The organism is Bradyrhizobium sp. HKCCYLRH1030, from assembly GCF_051168395.1.
Lineage (GTDB): Bacteria > Pseudomonadota > Alphaproteobacteria > Rhizobiales > Xanthobacteraceae > Bradyrhizobium.
This window is the reverse complement of record NZ_JBNPUY010000008.1, coordinates 223,722-240,604: the sequence shown is the minus strand read 5'-3', so window position 1 is coordinate 240,604 and position 16,883 is coordinate 223,722. Positions and strand designations below refer to the sequence as shown.

Annotated in this window: 13 protein-coding genes; 5 read left to right on the top strand and 8 right to left on the bottom strand. The window is 66.4% G+C overall.

Annotation, left to right across the window (positions count from 1 at the left end):
• Positions 1 to 122 precede the first annotated feature (122 nt).
• Positions 123 to 1,979: an ABC transporter ATP-binding protein/permease gene (locus ACQR1E_RS23795; RefSeq protein ID WP_316169477.1), complete on the bottom strand. Its 1,857-nt coding sequence runs from the start codon at positions 1,977 to 1,979 to the stop codon at positions 123 to 125.
• Positions 1,980 to 2,207: 228 nt separating this feature from the next.
• Between ACQR1E_RS23795 and rpmE the strand changes: the two genes are divergently transcribed.
• Positions 2,208 to 2,435: a 50S ribosomal protein L31 gene (rpmE, locus tag ACQR1E_RS23790; RefSeq protein ID WP_012046762.1), complete on the top strand. Its 228-nt coding sequence runs from the start codon at positions 2,208 to 2,210 to the stop codon at positions 2,433 to 2,435.
• Positions 2,436 to 2,594: 159 nt separating this feature from the next.
• On the opposite strand, the gene ACQR1E_RS23785 is transcribed toward rpmE, so the two are convergent.
• Entirely contained in the window at positions 2,595 to 3,107 is a 513-nt protein-coding gene (locus ACQR1E_RS23785) for a DUF1465 family protein (RefSeq protein ID WP_315713893.1), read from the bottom strand.
• A gap of 613 nt (positions 3,108 to 3,720) precedes the next feature.
• Positions 3,721 to 3,912: a DUF1192 domain-containing protein gene (locus tag ACQR1E_RS23780; RefSeq protein ID WP_315713892.1), complete on the bottom strand. Its 192-nt coding sequence runs from the start codon at positions 3,910 to 3,912 to the stop codon at positions 3,721 to 3,723.
• A gap of 87 nt (positions 3,913 to 3,999) precedes the next feature.
• Between ACQR1E_RS23780 and ACQR1E_RS23775 the strand changes: the two genes are divergently transcribed.
• Positions 4,000 to 4,998: an NAD(P)H-quinone oxidoreductase gene (locus ACQR1E_RS23775; RefSeq protein ID WP_434897639.1), complete on the top strand. Its 999-nt coding sequence runs from the start codon at positions 4,000 to 4,002 to the stop codon at positions 4,996 to 4,998.
• 169 nt (positions 4,999 to 5,167) lie between these two features.
• A complete protein-coding gene (locus ACQR1E_RS23770; RefSeq protein WP_315713890.1) occupies positions 5,168 to 8,047 on the top strand; it encodes an EAL domain-containing protein in 2,880 nt (959 codons plus the stop codon).
• Between the two features lie 163 nt (positions 8,048 to 8,210).
• Here ACQR1E_RS23770 and ACQR1E_RS23765 read toward each other — a convergent pair whose 3' ends face one another.
• Positions 8,211 to 8,690: a MarR family winged helix-turn-helix transcriptional regulator gene (locus ACQR1E_RS23765; protein WP_316169479.1), complete on the bottom strand. Its 480-nt coding sequence runs from the start codon at positions 8,688 to 8,690 to the stop codon at positions 8,211 to 8,213.
• A gap of 288 nt (positions 8,691 to 8,978) precedes the next feature.
• Here ACQR1E_RS23765 and ACQR1E_RS23760 point away from each other — a divergent pair, with 288 nt between their 5' ends.
• A complete protein-coding gene (locus tag ACQR1E_RS23760) occupies positions 8,979 to 10,835 on the top strand; it encodes a feruloyl-CoA synthase (RefSeq protein ID WP_434897638.1) in 1,857 nt (618 codons plus the stop codon).
• Positions 10,836 to 11,000: 165 nt separating this feature from the next.
• Positions 11,001 to 12,986 carry a cache domain-containing protein gene (locus tag ACQR1E_RS23755; RefSeq protein ID WP_434897637.1) on the top strand — a complete coding sequence of 662 codons (1,986 nt, stop codon included), beginning with the start codon at positions 11,001 to 11,003 and terminating at the stop codon, positions 12,984 to 12,986.
• Positions 12,987 to 13,002: 16 nt separating this feature from the next.
• Here ACQR1E_RS23755 and ACQR1E_RS23750 read toward each other — a convergent pair whose 3' ends face one another.
• From ACQR1E_RS23750 to ACQR1E_RS23735, 4 genes are read right to left on the bottom strand one after another with little or no spacing between them, the layout of a single operon-like run.
• Positions 13,003 to 14,001 carry an ABC transporter ATP-binding protein gene (locus tag ACQR1E_RS23750; RefSeq protein WP_315713886.1) on the bottom strand — a complete coding sequence of 333 codons (999 nt, stop codon included), beginning with the start codon at positions 13,999 to 14,001 and terminating at the stop codon, positions 13,003 to 13,005.
• A complete protein-coding gene (locus tag ACQR1E_RS23745) occupies positions 14,001 to 14,999 on the bottom strand; it encodes an ABC transporter ATP-binding protein (protein ID WP_315826015.1) in 999 nt (332 codons plus the stop codon). Before ACQR1E_RS23745 ends, ACQR1E_RS23750 begins: the two co-directional genes overlap by 1 nt.
• Positions 14,999 to 15,940 (bottom strand): ABC transporter permease, encoded by a 942-nt coding sequence (locus ACQR1E_RS23740; RefSeq protein ID WP_315826014.1) that lies wholly within the window; start codon positions 15,938 to 15,940, stop codon positions 14,999 to 15,001. The genes ACQR1E_RS23745 and ACQR1E_RS23740 overlap by 1 nt, the downstream gene beginning before the upstream one ends.
• Complete coding sequence (locus ACQR1E_RS23735) at positions 15,906 to 16,865, bottom strand: ABC transporter permease (RefSeq protein ID WP_316165784.1); 960 nt, start codon at positions 16,863 to 16,865, stop codon at positions 15,906 to 15,908. The genes ACQR1E_RS23740 and ACQR1E_RS23735 overlap by 35 nt, the downstream gene beginning before the upstream one ends.
• Positions 16,866 to 16,883: the final 18 nt, after the last annotated feature.

Below are 16,883 nucleotides of genomic sequence, written 5' to 3'. Positions count from 1 at the left end.
CACGCCTGCTACGAGCGGCGCGCCATCTGTTCCGGCAGGGAACGTACAAGGCGGGAGAAAGGTTGCAGGGTCGGGAACGAGAATTCCGAGGGTGTTGCCGGCCGTCCACGGTGTTGCAGGAACTACACGCCCTCGAACTGCAGCCGGGCCAGCCGCGCATAGAGACCGTTGGCCGCAACCAGCGACGTGTGGGTGCCCTGCTCGACGATGCGGCCGCGATCCATGACCAGGATGCGGTCGCAGGACAGCACCGTCGCGAGGCGATGCGCGATCACCAGGGTGGTACGGTCCTTCATCAGCCCCTCGAGCGCGGTCTGCACCAGCGTCTCGCTCTCGGCGTCGAGCGCCGAGGTCGCCTCGTCGAGCAGCAGCAGCGGCGCATCGCGCAGGATGGCGCGCGCGATGGCGATGCGCTGGCGCTGGCCGCCCGAGAGCGTGACGCCGCGCTCGCCGAGCGAGGTGTCGAAGCCGTCCGGCAAGCGGCGGATGAATTCGCTGGCATGAGCGAGATCGGCGGCGCGCTCGACCTCGGCGTCGGTCGCCTCCGGCCGGCCGAAGCGGATGTTCTCGCGCGCACTGGCGGCGAACACCACGGATTCCTGCGGCACCAGCGCGATGCGCTCGCGCATCCTGCGCGGGTCGGCCGCGCGCACCGGCACACCGTCGAACGAGATCGAGCCGGAGGCGGGATCGTAGAAGCGCAGCAGAAGATGGAACAGCGTGCTCTTGCCGGCGCCGGAGGGGCCGACGATCGCGACCTTCTCACCGGCGCGGATCGCAAACGAGACGTCATCGAGGACGCGGACATCGGGGCGACCCGGATAGGCGAAGCTGACCCGCTCGAAGCCGAGGTCGCCACGCGCCGGCTCCGGCATCGGGCGCGGCTGCGCCGGCGCCGTGATTTCCGGCTGCACGTGCAACAGCTCGAACAGCCGCTCGGCGGCGCCGGACGCCGCCGACACTTCGCCCCAGACCTCCGAGAGCTGGCCGAGCCCGGCGGCGGCGAAGGCCGCGTAGAGCACGAACTGACCGAGCCGGCCGGCGCTGATCGCACCGGTCAGCACGTCGTGGGAGCCGACCCAGAGGATCGCGACGACGCTGGAGAACACGATGAAGATGATGATCGCGGTGAGCACGCCGCGCGCCTGGGTCGAGACCCGCGCCGCCTCGTAGGCCTGCTCGACCTCGCCGCCGAAACGCGCCGCCGCGAGCCTCTCGCTGGTATAGGCCTGCACCGTCCTGATCGAGCCGATCAGCTCGGACGCATAGGCCGAGGCGTCGGCGAGCGTGTCCTGGGCGTTGCGCGACAGCCGCCGGACCCAGCGCCCGAACGCCACCAGCGGCAGCACGATCAGCGGGATCGCCAGCAGCACGAAGCCGGACAGCTTCGGGCTCGTGATCACCATCATCGCGGTGGCGCCGATGAACAGCAGCAGATTGCGCAGCGCGATGGACACGGAGGCGCCCGCCGCCGATTTGATCTGGGTGGTGTCGGCGGTGAGCCGCGACACCAGCTCGCCGGAGCGCGCGGAATCGAAGAAGGACGGCGACAGCGACATCAGATGCGCGAACACGTCGCGCCGGAGATCGGCGACGATGCGCTCGCCGATCGTCATGACGAGGTAGTAGCGGGCCGCGCTTGCCAGCGCGAGCACCGCCACGACGGCGATCATGACGCTGAAATAGCTGTTGATCAGCTCGATCCCTTTCGGCGTGAAGCCGAAATCGATCATGCGGCGGACCGCGATCGGCACCAGAAGCGTGGTCAGGGCCGCGACCGTGAGCGCGATCAGCGCCAGCAGGGCGCGGCCGCGATAGCGCAGGACATAGGGAGACAGCGCCAGCAGCGGGCGCAGCTTCGAGCGCCGCACAGGGCTTGCCGGCTCGGCCAATGCCTCGACGGCCGCAACGGCATCTCCAACCGGATCCTGCCCTGGGGCAGCGCCCTGCCGCTCGTCAAGCCGTTCCACTGCGCTCATGGGCCACCTGAGAATTCTTCCAAATACCGATCTGCCGTCCTGATAGGCCCGCCGGGCCGGGCTTGGCAAATCCGGAAACGTACCAAGGTGTTCATCCGCGACCTTGGCTTGTTTTGGGCAGAACCTTGGGCTATAGAGCGCGCCAATTGTCCCCCTTCAGTGACGACAGGATCAGGCGCGGCCGCGTCGCATCATGTCTTCTCTTCGCATCGTGCCGTAGGATCAGCCATGAAAGCCGACATTCACCCGAATTATCATACGATTACGGTCGTGATGACCGATGGCACCGAGTACCAGACCCGCTCGACCTGGGGCAAAGAGGGCGACAAGCTCAACCTCGACATCGACCCCAAGTCGCACCCGGCCTGGACCGGTGGCACCCAGCAGATCATGGATCGCGGCGGCCGTGTCTCGCGCTTCCAGAAGAAGTTCCAGGGCTTCCTCAAGAAGGATTGATGCCTTCTTGCCCTCGGCACCGGCCTTCCTGGCCTGCGCCTGATCGAGAGCTCACAGCAAAACGCCCCCGGAAACGGGGGCGTTTTTGTTTCTGAGCTGGTCGCAACGAGACCTTCGGCTGGGGGAGCGGCCCCGGCGGGGGCCGCCCGATGCCGGGGCCTACTGCTCGAACGCGGCCTTCAGCCGGTTGAGATGCGGCACCAGCGGATTGCCGATCGCGCTCTGGTCCGGCGGCGGGGAATGAATTGTCGAGTCGAGCCGGCGGACCCGCACCTGCAGGCTCATCGAGCGCGAGATCAGGCTCTGCAGCTGCTGCGGCAGCTTCTCCAGCAGATCATCCGGCCCGGGATCTGCGGCGGTGAGCTTGACCTTGGTCTTCTCGCGGTTGGCCTGGCTCAGGGTCATCTCGCCCTCCTTCACCGCGCGGTGCAGGAGCAGCCAGGACGCCAGTTGCATCAGGCGGGTGGTGAGACGCATGCTCTCGGTCGCGTAGGTCAGGCTGACGGCGCGGTCGAGCGCCTTGGCCTCGTTGCGGCCGTCGCCATCGAGATAGGCGGCGGTCTCCTCGACCAGATCCATGCCTTCCCGGAACAGCGCGCCGAATGCAGCAGAATTGGTGAGCCGCTCGTTGAACTGAACCAGAGCGCCATCGCCCAGCAAACGGTCCGACATGGTTAACGCCTCTTAAACGCGACTGTTTACGCAACCCGGCAACGTCGCCGGTATGATGAACAAATCATTGCGCGGCCGGTTTCGAGAGTCCAGCAGCAACGCCTTTTATGGTTTCCACGGCGTGGGCCATGCCGTGCCCTCGTACCATTTGCGACTGCAACACGGCCGATCGCGGCCGAGTCGCACGATCAGCTCAACTAGCAACCATGATCACGGCAATAGTTTGCAGTCGTCGAACGAGGATCGTCACGCCTGCCGCGGCGCACAGGATTTTCGCGCCTGACCTGCTGGCGACCGAAGACCGGCACGGGCGCAATGAGCCGGCACGACGTTCGTTCCACGATCGCCGCCTGCGCATGGGGGAGCGCGCCACGGGCGACCGCCCGGTTCGCCCGGCTCGGCGCGGGCGCAAAAAAAGAGCCGCCGTTTCCGGCGGCTTTGAAGTTGATAACAGGGAGGCGTCAAACAGAGTGGACAGGAGCCACTCGGTGTCCAAACGAGGACGGTTCCGGTTGTAAACGCGAAAGCTTAATCAACCGTAAATGGCGAAAATTTTTCAATCTTCGTTAGCCATGTCGGCCACTGGCCGACTGCGTTTCTACGGCCGCGAGGTTCACGACTTGAAGATGCTGGCGGCGGCATCACGCGAGGCGCGCTTTTTCGCCACCGCCTGCTCGATGCGCTCGATCTCGGCCCGGAGCAGCGCCACCCGGCTGGTCAGCTCCTCGACCGACAGCATCGACAGATCCTGCCCGATCTCGTGCGAAACGGCCTTGCGCGGCCGATCGTCGTCCTCGTTCGCCATCTCACCCTCCTCCCGGTTGCCAGCCATGCCCCGGCTGGCTTAAGCACGCGGCAGCACCCGCTTTCAGCCCTCGCCGAAGGATTTCTCATGGAACAGCTGCCCGCGCAAATGACCGTGGTCGCCATCAGCGAGCCGGGCGGACCCGAGGTGCTCAAGCCGGAAACCCGGCCCGTGCCCAAGCCCGGCCCCGGCGAGATCCTGATCAAGGTGAAGGCCGCCGGCGTTAACCGTCCCGATGTCGCCCAGCGCTCCGGCAGCTATCCGCCGCCGCCCGGCGCCAGCGACCTGCCGGGGCTGGAAGTGGCCGGGGAGGTCGTGGCGCTCGGCGAGGGCGCCGTCCGGCACAAGCTCGGCGACACCGTGATGTCCCTGGTCGCCGGCGGCGGCTATGCGCAATATTGCATCGCACAAGACGCGCAGGCGATGGCGGTGCCGCCGGCGCTGTCCCTCCTGGAAGCCGGCGCCCTGCCCGAGACCCTGATGACGGTCTGGCACAACGTGTTCGAGCGCGGCGGCCTGAAGGCGGGCGAGACCCTGCTGGTGCATGGCGGCTCCTCCGGCATCGGCACCATGGCGATCCAGCTCGGCAAGGCATTCGGCGCCAAGGTGCTGGTCACCGTCGGCTCGCAGGACAAGGCCGACGCCTGCGTGAAGCTCGGCGCCGACCGCGCCATCAACTACAAGACGGAGGACTTCGTCGCCGTGGTCAAGGAAGCGACCAGCGGCAAGGGCGCCAACGTCATCCTCGACATGGTCGGCGGCGACTACATCGAGCGCAACTACGACGCCGCGGCCACCGATGGCCGCATCGTCCAGATCGCCTTCCTCGCCAGCCCCAAGGCGTCAGTCAATTTCGTCAAGCTGATGGTGAAGCGCCTGACCCATACCGGATCCACGCTGCGCCCGCGCAGCAACGCCGACAAGGCGGCGATGGTGGCGGCGATCGAGGCCAAGGTGATGCCGTTCCTGCGCGAGGGCCGCATCAAGCCATTGATGGACTCGACCTTTCCCCTCGCAGATGCAGCCAAAGCGCATGCACGCATGGAGACGAGCCAACATATTGGCAAAATTGTGTTGGAAATCTAGGCGCAGTCTAAACACAGCGTGTTTGGAAACTCTTTGATTCTCCTCGCTTTCGTGCCAATGATCGCGCACATCTGAACCGTGCCTGGAACGGCTCCAATTAGCCCGGCGACGACCTCTTTCGATTTGGCTTGTTTCGCTTTGGATTGGTGTCGAACGCGGAGATTTGACATTGCGTCTGATCAGGTGCCTTGCGTCGTTGGCGGCGCTGGGCCTCGTGATGTGTGGTGCCGCTGCCCCCGCTCAGGCCGTTGACGCGGTCAGCGTTCGCAGCGACGCGCCTGCGATCGACCTCACGGGCATCCTCGATCATCAGCGCAGTGAGAACGACCGCATCCAGGTCTCGACCGCGCCCGGCACCGACGGCATCGTCCGCCGCATCGAGGTGCGGGCGCGCGAGGGCGGCCAGAACTGGATCGTGTTCGCACTGGCCAACAACACCGACGACCAGCTCGACCGCCTGATCGTGGCACCGCACTACCGCGTGGTCGGCTCCGGCGTGTTGTGGCCCGATCTCGGCCTGTCGCGCATCGCCACCATCACGCCCTCGGTCGGCGACCTGCCGGAGCGGCAGGAGAGTCCGACCGCCGACGTCTTCCGCGTCACCCTCGATCCGGGCTCGGTCGTCACCTTCGTGGCCGAGCTGCGCACGGACAAGCTGCCGCAGCTCTATCTGTGGGAGCCCGAGGCCTACAAGGACAAGGTCAACTCGTTCACGCTGTACCAGGGCATCGTGATCGGCATCTCCGGTCTTCTCGCCCTCGTTCTCACGATCCTGTTCGTGGTCAAGGGCAGTATCATGTTTCCGGCGGCCGCGGCGCTGGCCTGGGCGGTGCTGGTCTATATCGGCGTCGATTTCGGCTTCTGGGGCAAGGTCCTGGACATGTCGAACAATGCCGAGCGCGTCTGGCGCGCGGCGGGCGAGGCGATCCTCGCCGCGACCCTGCTGGTGTTCCTGTTCGCCTATCTCAATTTGTCGCGCTGGCACGTTCGCTACTCGCACATCACGCTGGGCTGGCTGTTCTTCCTGGGCTCGCTGGTCGCGGTGGCGCTGTTCGACCCGGCGGTGGCCTCGGGCATCGCGCGCATGTCGTTGCTCTTGATCGCCGTGCTGGGCTTTGCGCTGATCGTCTATCTCTCCAGCCACGGCTTCGACCGCGCGGTGCTGCTGATCCCGACCTGGTTCCTGCTCACGGTGTGGGTCGCCGCCGCCGGCATGACGGTCGCGGGCCAGGTCACCAACGACATCGTCGGCCCGGCGCTGCTCGGCGGCCTCGTGCTGATCGTGATGCTGATCGGCTTCACCGTGATGCAGCACGCCTTCGCCGGCGGCGGCGCCACCACCGGCATCGTCTCCGACGTCGAGCGCCGCGCACTGGCGCTCGCTGGCTCCGGCGACCTGATCTGGGACTGGGACGTCTCCGCCGACAAGGTGTTCACCAGCCCGGAGACCGAGAGCCTGCTCGGCCTGAAGCGCGGCACGCTGGAAGGCCCGGCCGCGAAATGGCTCGAGGTGCTGCATCCGCTCGATCAGGACCGCTTCCGCGCCGCGCTCGACAGTGTCCTCGACCAGCGCCGCGGTCGCCTGGTGCAGGACTTCCGGCTGCGCACGCCCGACGGTCATTTCATGTGGTTCGCGCTGAAGGCGCGCCCCGTGGTCGGCTCCGACGGCGAGGTCTCGCGCGTGGTCGGCACCTTGACGGACGTGACCGAGTTCAAGAATGCCGAGGAGCGCCTGCTCCACGACAGCGTGCACGACAATCTGACCGGCCTGCCCAACCGCAAGCTGTTCATCGACCGTCTTGCCGCCGTCGCCAATTTCGCCAAGTCGATGCCGGCCATGCGGCCGACCCTGATGGTGATCGATCTCGACCGCTTCAAGCAGGTCAACGACTCCGTCGGCATCGCGGTCGGCGATTCCATCCTGCTGACCCTGGCGCGGCGGCTGTCGCGCATCCTCAAACCCCAGGACACGCTGGCGCGGCTGGCCGGCGATCAGTTCGGCCTGATCCTGCTGTCGGAGCAGGACCCCGCCCGCATCACCGCCTTCGCCGAGACCATCCGCAAGACCATCCGCGCGCCGATCGCCTTCAACGAGCGCGAGATCTTCCTGACCGCCTCGATCGGGCTCGCTTTGTCCGATCCGCAGACGCAGCTGTCGGAGGACATCATCAAGGATGCCGAGCTTGCGATGTATCATTCCAAGCGCATCGGCGGCGACCGCATCGACGTCTACAAGCCGGCGATGCGCGCGCGCAAGAACGACCGCCTGACCCTGGAGAGCGAGCTGCGCCGCTCGATCGAGCGCCAGGAGATCACCATCCTGTACCAGCCGATCGTGCGGCTGGAGGATCGCTCGATCGCCGGCTTCGAGGCGTTGGCACGCTGGGACCATCCGAAGCTCGGCCGGATGTCGCCGATCGAGTTCATCACCATCGCGGAAGAGATCGGCCTGATCGTCGATCTCGGCACCTTCGTGCTCGACCAGACGGCGCGGCAGCTCTCGGTGTGGCAGCGCGCGACACGGCTGCGCGAGCCGATCTTCGCCAGCGTCAACGTCTCCTCGCGCCAGCTCCTGCGCCACGACCTGATCCACGACATCCGCTCGGTGCTGGCGCGCTCTTCGGTGGCGCGCGGCTCGCTCAAGATCGAGCTGACGGAATCGCTGGTGATGGAAAACCCCGAGCACGCCGCGCAGATGCTGGCGCGCATCCGCGAGCTCGGCGTCGGCCTGTCGATCGACGATTTCGGCACCGGCCATTCCTCGCTGGCCTATCTGCAGCGCTTCCCGTTCGATACCTTGAAGATCGATCAGTCGTTCGTGCGCACCACCGCGCGCGGCACCCGTCCCGTCATCCTCAAATCGATCATCGCGCTGGCGCACGACCTCGGCATGGACGTGGTGGCGGAAGGCGCGGAGACCGACTCCGATGCCGTCGAGCTCTATCAGCTCGGCTGCGAATACGCCCAGGGCTACGCCTTCGGCGAGCCGATGGACGCCGACGCCGCGATGCGGCTTCTCACGGAAGAGCGGCTGGAAGCGGCGAGCTGAGGCTGCAATGCATCGAGGATGGCAACAGCCTCAGGATGCATCTTTCATTTTGCTTCGTTTGAGGTAGAGTTACCGCGGTACCGCGTAAAGGGTGCCGTGTGAGTGATGACCGATGCGTGCTTGCGGGGCAGAAGGCTCGCGACATGGCCCGTTCGCGACGAGCCTAGTCCGTCTCGAACTGCGACAGCGCCGTGAGCGCGCGGCGATAATTGTCGCCCCCAAGCCGGCGTGCCACCCGCTTCTCGTGCGCGGCGACCAGTGCATTGGCCTTCTTGAGCATCAGGCGGCCACGCGGCGTCAGGCCGAGCGCATGGGCCCTGCGGTCGTGCTCGGAGCGTTCGCGCACGATCAAGCCGGCCTGCTGCAGGTCGTCGAGCAGCGCGACCATGCGCGCGCGCTCGATGCCCAGCGCGCCGGCGATCGCGATCTGCGCGGCGCCGGGATTGGCCGCGATCGTCTCCAGGATCGAATAGAGGATGACGTCGAGGTCGATCGTCGCGAGCGCGGCGTTGACATCGCGGAAAATCCAGTGCTGCAGGCGGCGGACGAAATAGCCGAGATGGTTCTCGAGCTCACCGAGACCGATCCCGGAATCCTGGCTGGTTGTGTCTCGCTGCGCTCCGGTGCTCGCGCTCTTGGGCATGCTGGCTCGCTGACATGAGGCATCCCTGCCTAGACCGATGCCGTCGCAGGGGCAAGCCGCTCCAATCGGTCACATCCACAATAATTGCAAAGTACAACCATTCTGTTAGTCTCGCGGTCAACGAATACAACATGGGAGGGAAACGCATGCCGTCATCGATGGCGATGGTTGCCTGCATTGCAACCGCAATGCGGCGGCGCATTACACCCGATCGCGGCGCCCGCCGCGCAGAGTGTTCCTCCCGCACTGCAGCTTCAGCGATCACCTCCCGCAGCCCGGAGACACGCCATGGCTGATGCAGAACGCCGCGCCTCCGAGCCTGCGATGTTCGCCGAGCCGTCGATCGAGGCTGTCAGGCGCGACGACGGCGCGATCATCCTGCGCTCGCGCATGCCGCTGCAGCCGGCCGCGCGCTGCACCGGCGAATGGCTGGAGCATTGGGGCCGCCATTTCCCGGATCGCACGTTCCTGGCCGAACGTCGTGGCGACAACTGGACCTGGCTCACCTACGGCGAAACATTGATGCAGGTCCGCGCCGCCGCGGCCTGGATGCTCGCGCAGGGCCTCGGTCCCGAGCGTCCGCTGGCGATCCTGTCCGACAACAGCATCGCGCATGCCGTGCTGGCGCTCGCCGCGCAGCACGTCGGCATCCCCGTCTGCGCGATCTCCCCGGCCTATTCGCTGATGTCGACGGACCACGAGAAGCTGCGTGCGATGATCCGTCTGCTCGATCCCGGCGCCATCTTCGTCGCGCAGCGCGAGCCGTTCGCGCGCGCGCTCGCCGCTGTCGACGGCCTGCATCGGGCGACGGTCATCGCCGGCGACGGCGATGCAACGAGCGCGCTGTCGCTGCAGGCCCTGCTCGCGACAAAGCCCGGGCCGGAGGTCGACCGCGCCTTCGCCGCGGTCACGCCGGACACGGTGGCCAAGCTGCTGTTCACCTCCGGCTCGACCGGGCAGCCGAAAGCGGTGATCAACACGCACCGGATGCTGACCATGAGCCAGCAGGCCAAGGCGCAGTTGTGGACGTTCCTGCGCGAGGTCGAGGGCGGCCCCGTCATCGTCGACTGGCTGCCATGGAGCCACACCTTCGGCGCCAACCACAATTTCAACCTGGTGCTGAGCCACGGCGGGTCGATCTACATCGACGGCGGCAAGCCTGCGCCGGGCCTGTTCGAGACGTCGCTCGCCAATCTGCGCAGCCTGGTGCCGATGATCTATTTCAACGTGCCGCGCGGCTTCGACATGCTGGTCGCCGCACTCAGGTCCGACGACGATCTGCGCCGCAGATTTTTCTCCGGCGTCAGGTGCATCCTCTATGCGGCCGCGGCCTTGCCGCAAAATCTGTGGGATGCGCTCAACGAGATGAGCCGGGCCACGATCGGCCGTCCTGCGCCGCTGGTGTCGGCGTGGGGCGCCACCGAGACATCGCCGCTCGCGACCGACTGCCACTTCTTCGCCGAGCGCGCCGGCAACATCGGCGTGCCCATCCCCGGCACAGAGCTCAAGCTGGTGCCGACCGGCGAGAAACTCGAGGTCCGCGTGCGCGGGCCGAACGTGATGCCGGGCTATTGGAAGGCGCCCGAGCTCACGGCCGCGGCTTTCGACGAGGAGGGCTTCTACAAGATCGGCGACGCCGTGAAGCTCGCAGATCCCGAGCATCCGGAGCGCGGCCTGTTCTTCGACGGCCGCATCACCGAGGATTTCAAGCTCAGCTCCGGGACATGGGTGAACGTCGGCGCGCTGCGCGTCGCCGGCATCGCGGCGCTGGCGCCGTTGGCGCAGGACATCGTGATCGCCGGCCACGGCACCGACGAGGTGCACTTTCTCATCGTGCCCAACATCGCAGCGTGCCGCGGCGCTGCCGGGATGACCGAGGCCGTCCCGGCCGGCGACGTTCTGGCGCATCCATCGGTGCGCACCGCCATCGCGCGAGGATTGGCCAGGCTCCGCACCGAGGCGGTCGGCTCGTCGCGCTATGCGACCCGTGCGCTGTTGATGGCGGAGCCGCCCTTGCTCGATGCCGGCGAGATCACTGACAAGGGCTATATCAACCAGCGCGCAGTGCTCACCCGCCGCGCCGATCTGGTCGCACGACTGAAGGATGAAACCGCGACCGAGCTGATCAGGCCCGACATGTCCTGACCCAGAACTACGCAACTACTCAACTCACTCACAAGACGGCGCCCGTACTACTACGGGAACGCCTCGCGAGTGCGGCAATTGGTTACCATCCACACTTAACCGGGCATCAACTGCGAATCCTTAGAATCACTCGCATCTAGCTCCCTCATTTGCCCGGACCGCCCCATGGCTCAGCCGCGTTTCTCTCTCGCTTTCCGCATCTACGCGATCATCGGCCTGTCGTTCTGTGGACTGGTGGGGCTCGCCGCAACGCAGAGCCAGAACCTCGAGACCGCTCTCAAGGATCAGCGGCAGAGCGAGCTGAGCCATCTGGCGCAGACGGCAGTCAGCATCGCCCGCGAGGAATATGACGCGATCGCGCGCGACAAGGTGGCGCCCGAGGTCGCGCAGAAGAAGGCGGCCGAGCGGATCGGCAAGCTGCGCTACGGCAGCGGCGACTACTTCTGGATCAACGACATGGGTCCGAAGATGGTCATGCATCCGATCAAGCCGGAGCTGAATGGTCAGAACCTCGCTGACAACAAGGACCCGACCGGAAAGCGGCTGTTCGTCGAAATGGTCGATGTCGTCAAGCGCCAGGGCGCCGGCGTCGTCGACTACATGTGGCCGAAGCCCGGCAAGGATGCGCCACAGCCGAAGATGTCCTATGTCGCCGGCTTCGAGCCCTGGGGCTGGATCATCGGCACCGGTGTCTATGTCGATGATCTCGAAGCCCAGATGTGGGAGAGCAAGCGCAGCGTGTTCATTGCCGCCATGCTGGTGATGCTGATCATCGGGTTGATCACGCTGATCATCGCGCGGCGGATGTCGTCGGCGCTGGCCGCGATGAGCGGCGCGCTGACCGAGCTCGGCAATGGAAACTTCGACATCAAGCTGCCGGGCCAGAACCGCAGCGACGAGCTCGGCGACATGGCGCGCTCGATCGAGCAGTTCAGGCAGAAGACCGAGGAGAAGGCGCGGCAGACCGCGATGCTCGAAGACGAGCAGCGCCAGGTCGCAGAGCGCATCAAGACCAAGGCGCTGCAGGAGATGGCCGAAGCCGTCGAGCAGGCCGCCAGCAGCGCGGTCGGCGAGGTCGCGCAGGGAACCGGCCACATGGCCGACAATGCCAAGTCGATGACCGACAGTGCGCTGACGCTGGAGCGCAACTCGAGCAGCGTTGCGGCGGCGGCCGAGCAGGCCCTCGCCACCACCCAGACGGTCGCCAAGGCGTCGGCCCAGCTCGCCGCCTCGATCTCGCAGATCTCCAGCCAGGTCAGCTCGTCGCGCGAGCTCACGCGCAAGGCCGTTGCCGCCTCGTCCGACGCCCAGGCCACCATCGCGAAGCTGTCGGAAGCCGCCGACAAGGTCGGCGCCGTGACCAGCCTGATCAGCGAGATTGCCGGCCAGACCAACCTGCTGGCGCTGAACGCCACCATCGAGGCCGCCCGGGCCGGCGATGCAGGCCGCGGCTTTGCGGTCGTCGCCTCCGAGGTGAAATCGCTCGCCGAGCAGACCGCCAAGGCGACCAGCGAGATCGCGCAGCAGATTGCCGAGATTCAGGACTCGACCCGCGCCTCGGTCACCTCGATCGGGGCGATCGGCGAAGTCATCCGCAACGTCGAAGCCGTATCCTCCGGCATTGCCGATGCGATCCAGGCGCAGAACAGCGTGACCATCGAGATTTCGCGCACGGTCGAGGAGACGTCCGCCGCCGCGCGCGAGGTCGCCAGCCAGATCGCCGAGGTCTCTCGCGAAGCCAGCGAGGCCGGCCGGCGCTCGACCGACATCCGCGACGGCTCGACTGTTGTCGCCGACAAGGTGCAGCGGCTGCGCACCGAACTGGTGCGGGTGATCCGGACGTCGACTGCCGACGTCGATCGCCGGCTGTCGACGCGGCTCAACATCAACCGCCCGGGCACGCTGCAGGTGAACGGCGAAGCGATCCCTGTCACCGTGCGCAACCTCTCGCTCGGCGGCGCCCTGCTCGAAGCCGTTCCGGTTCGTCTGACGATGAACACGTCGGTGACGCTTGCCATCACCGGCATGGTGTCCGATCTGCCGGGGACCGTGACCCGCGTTGGCGACCGTACCGCGCTGGTCCAGTTCGCATTGAACCCGGAGCAATCGGCGCGGCTGACGGCGCTGGTCTCGGACCGTCAGGCGGCGTAACGCGCCGATCTCCGCCTCAACGGAAATGGCAGGCGACGAGATGCCCCTCGGCGCTTGCCTTCAATGGCGGCACTTCCTTGCTGCAGACGTCCTTGGCGATCGGGCAGCGGGTATGAAAGTGACAGCCCGATGGTGGATTGATAGGGCTCGGCACCTCGCCCTTGAGCCGCACGCGCTTGCGCTTGACGCTCGGATCCGGGATCGGCACTGCCGACAGCAGCGCCTCGGTGTAGGGATGTTTCGGCGTCGAATAGAGCTGGCGTGACGGCGCGGTCTCGACGATGCGGCCAAGATACATCACCGCGACGCGGCGGCTGATGTGCTCGACGACCGAGAGGTCGTGGGCGACGAACAGATAGGCGATGCCGAACTTCTGCTGCAGATCCTCGAGCAGGTTGATGACCTGGGCCTGGATCGACACATCGAGCGCCGACACCGGCTCGTCGCAGATGATCAGCTTGGGCTCGACCGCGATCGCCCGCGCGATGCCGATGCGCTGGCGCTGGCCGCCAGAGAACTCGTGCGGGTAGCGCGTCATGTGGTCGGCCTGCAGGCCGACGGTCTCCAGGAGATGAACGATGCGCGCCTCGTATTGCTGGCGTGAGGTCGCCAGCCCATGGATGGTCAGCGCCTCGCCGATGATGGCGCCGATGGTCATGCGCGGGTTGAGCGAGGCATAGGGGTCCTGGAAGATGATCTGGATGTCGCGGCGAAGCGCGCGCAGGCTTTCGCCGGACAGCGCGATGACGTCCTTGCCCTCGAAATTCAGTTCGCCCGAGCTCGGCTCGATCAGCCGGAGGACGCAGCGCCCGGTGGTCGATTTGCCGCAGCCGGACTCGCCGACGAGGCCGAAGGTCTCGCTCGGCTCGATGTCGAAGTTGACGCCGTCCACGGCCCGCACGCTGCCGATCTGGCGCTTCAAGAGCCCGCCCCGGATCGGGAACGCCTTGGTCAGGTTGCGTACGCTGAGCAGCGGCGCGGGTACGACGGGGGTGGCAATGGCAGCTTCGGTCATCACAGCAACGTCTCTTCGGCGCGGATGCACGCCACCTTGTGGCCGGGCTCGATCTCGCGCAGCAGAGGCTGCGCGGTCCTGCAATCGGGAATGGCGAAGCGGCAGCGAGAGGCGAAGCGGCAGCCCTCCGGCGGATTGACCAGCTTCGGCACGCTGCCGGGGATGCTTTCCAGCCGGCTCTTCCTGACCGCGTCGAGATCGATCCGCGGGATCGAGCGGATCAGGCCCTGCGTATAGGGATGGCGCGGATTGGCAAACAGCCGCTCGACCGGCGCCTCCTCCGCGACCCGGCCGGCATACATCACCACGACACGCTGCGCGACCTCGGCCACGACGCCCATCGCGTGGGTGATCAGCATGATCGACATGCCGAGCCGCTCCTTCATGTCGAGCAGCAGATCGAGGATCTGCGCCTGGATCGTGACGTCGAGCGCCGTCGTCGGCTCGTCGGCGATCAGGAGCTTGGGATTGCATGACAGCGCCATCGCGATCATCACGCGCTGCCGCATGCCGCCGGAGAAATGGTGCGGATAGTCGTGCACGCGGGCTTTCGGATTGGGGATCTGCACCAGCGCCAGCATCTCGGCCGCCCGATCCATCGCCGCCTTGTTGGACAGGCCCTGATGCAGCCGGATCACCTCGGCGATCTGATCGCCGACGGTGTAGACCGGGTTGAGCGAGGTCATCGGCTCCTGGAACACGATCGCGATCTCGCTGGCGCGGATCTTGTTCATCTCGGACGAGCCGAGCGGCACCAGGTCACGGCCCTGCCACAGGATCTGGCCCCCGGCGATGCGGCCGGGCGGCATCGCGATCAACTTCAGCACCGACATCGCGGTGACGGTCTTGCCGGAGCCGGACTCGCCGACCACGCACAGGGTCTCGCCGCTGCCGATCGAGATGTCGACGCCGTCGACGGCCTGGACCTCGCCCTCGTCGGTGTTGAAATAGGTCTTCAGCCCCTTAATCTCGAGCAGCGGAGCCACGCGCGCGTCCATCACATCACCTTCCGCGGATCGAGCGCATCGCGCAGGCCATCGCCGATGAAGTTGATCGCGATGACCGTGAGGAAGATCGCGCCGCCGGCGAACAGCGCCCAATGCGGCGCGATGTCGAGATAGTCCTTGGCGTCGAACAGCAGCCGGCCCCAGGTCGGAATGTCCGGCGGGAAGCCGAGACCGAGGAACGACAACGTCGATTCCGCGATGATCGCGGCCGCGACGTCGATGGTGCCGGCGACGATCACCGGCCCCAGCGCGTTCGGCAGGATGTGGCGAACGACGAGACGGGTGTTGGAGGCGCCGAGCGCGCGCGCCGCCTCGACGAATTCCTTCTCGCGCAGCGACAGGAACTGGGCGCGGACCAGACGCGCCACATGCATCCAGCGGAAGCCGCCGATCACGAGCACGATGAGCACGAACACGCCGCCTTCCGGGCCGAGCCAGCCTTTGAGGAAATCGCGGAACAAATAGATGATCAGGAGCAGCAGCGGCAGTTGCGGCAGCGACAGAAACAGATCGGTCAGCCACATCAGCGCGGCATCCACCGGTCCCTTGGCCGAGCCGGCGATCGCACCGACGAGAATGCCGACGAACAGCGCCACGCCCATCGCGGCAAAGCCGACCGCAAGCGAGATGCGGCCGCCATAGATCATGCGCGCCAGCAGATCCTGGCCGAGATCGTCCGTGCCGAACGGGTGCTCCCAGGACGGCGGCGCGAGGCGTGCCGTGAAGTCGATCTCGTTGATCGGAATCCGCCACAGCCACGGGCCGAGCAGGATCGAGAGCGCGAGCAGCAGCAGCACGACGATGCTGGCCGCCGCGAGGCGGTGACGGAGGAAGCGGCGGAGCGCGTCGCGGCCCGGCGAGAAACGCCGTTTGGGCGATGCGACGACCGGCACCGTCTCAACGGAAGGAGATGCGTGGGTCAAGCCAGCCATACAGAATGTCTGCGATGAGGTTGAAGAGGACGACGAGACAGGCGAACACGAAGGTCACCGCCATGATGACCGGCGTATCGTTGGCGAGGATCGCGCTGATCAGGAGCGAGCCGATGCCGGGAATGCGGAAGATCTGCTCGGTGACGATGGCGCCGCCGAACACCGTCGGCATCTGCAGCGCGACCAGCGTCACCACCGGGATCAGCGCATTGCGCACGACGTGCTTGACGATCACCTTGCCCTCGTCGAGGCCCTTGGAACGCGCGGTCGTGACGTAGTCGAGCTTGATGACGTCGAGCACGGCGGAGCGAACATAGCGCGTATAGGACGCCGCCTGGTAGAGGCCGAGCACCATGACCGGCATGATCGCCTGCTTGATGCTCTCCCACCACCATTGCCAGCCGGTCGCCTGCAGGTCGGCGCGATAGACGAACGGCAGCCAGCCGAGATTGACGCTGAAGATCAGGATCAGCAGCAAGCCGGTGAAGAAGGTCGGCAGCGAGAAGCCGATGAAGGCGAAGGTGTTGGCGATCTGGTCGAAGATCGAATACGGCCGCCGCGCCGCGAGCACGCCCACCGGCAGCGCCACCGCCAGCGCCAGGATCTGCGCGGTGCCGACCACGTAGAGCGTGGTCGGTATCCGCTGCAGGATCAGCGTGTCGACGTTGACGCGGCTGGCGAAGGAGAAGCCCCAGTCGCCCTGGAACATGGCGACCAGCCAGTGGACATAGCGCAACAGCACGGGATCGTTCATCCCGAACTTGATGCGCAGCGCCTCGCGCACCTCGGGCGGCACGTTCGGGTTGCTCGCGAGCTCGCCGAATGGATCGCCCGGTGCCAGCGCGAGCAGCACGAACAGAATGAGACTGATGCCGAGCAGGCTCGGCACAGCGACGATGAGGCGCCTGAGAAGATAGTTTCCCATCGCTCCACCCCTACGATG

Coding starts and splice junctions, on each gene's coding strand:
- ACQR1E_RS23795 (WP_316169477.1), bottom strand. CDS start 1,979: ATGAGCGCAGTGGAACGGCTTGACGAGCGGCAGGGCGCTGCCCCAGGG.
- rpmE (WP_012046762.1), top strand. CDS start 2,208: ATGAAAGCCGACATTCACCCGAATTATCATACGATTACGGTCGTGATG.
- ACQR1E_RS23785 (WP_315713893.1), bottom strand. CDS start 3,107: ATGTCGGACCGTTTGCTGGGCGATGGCGCTCTGGTTCAGTTCAACGAG.
- ACQR1E_RS23780 (WP_315713892.1), bottom strand. CDS start 3,912: ATGGCGAACGAGGACGACGATCGGCCGCGCAAGGCCGTTTCGCACGAG.
- ACQR1E_RS23775 (WP_434897639.1), top strand. CDS start 4,000: ATGGAACAGCTGCCCGCGCAAATGACCGTGGTCGCCATCAGCGAGCCG.
- ACQR1E_RS23765 (WP_316169479.1), bottom strand. CDS start 8,690: ATGCCCAAGAGCGCGAGCACCGGAGCGCAGCGAGACACAACCAGCCAG.
- ACQR1E_RS23760 (WP_434897638.1), top strand. CDS start 8,979: ATGGCTGATGCAGAACGCCGCGCCTCCGAGCCTGCGATGTTCGCCGAG.
- ACQR1E_RS23755 (WP_434897637.1), top strand. CDS start 11,001: ATGGCTCAGCCGCGTTTCTCTCTCGCTTTCCGCATCTACGCGATCATC.
- ACQR1E_RS23750 (WP_315713886.1), bottom strand. CDS start 14,001: ATGACCGAAGCTGCCATTGCCACCCCCGTCGTACCCGCGCCGCTGCTC.
- ACQR1E_RS23745 (WP_315826015.1), bottom strand. CDS start 14,999: ATGGACGCGCGCGTGGCTCCGCTGCTCGAGATTAAGGGGCTGAAGACC.
- ACQR1E_RS23740 (WP_315826014.1), bottom strand. CDS start 15,940: ATGGCTGGCTTGACCCACGCATCTCCTTCCGTTGAGACGGTGCCGGTC.
- ACQR1E_RS23735 (WP_316165784.1), bottom strand. CDS start 16,865: ATGGGAAACTATCTTCTCAGGCGCCTCATCGTCGCTGTGCCGAGCCTG.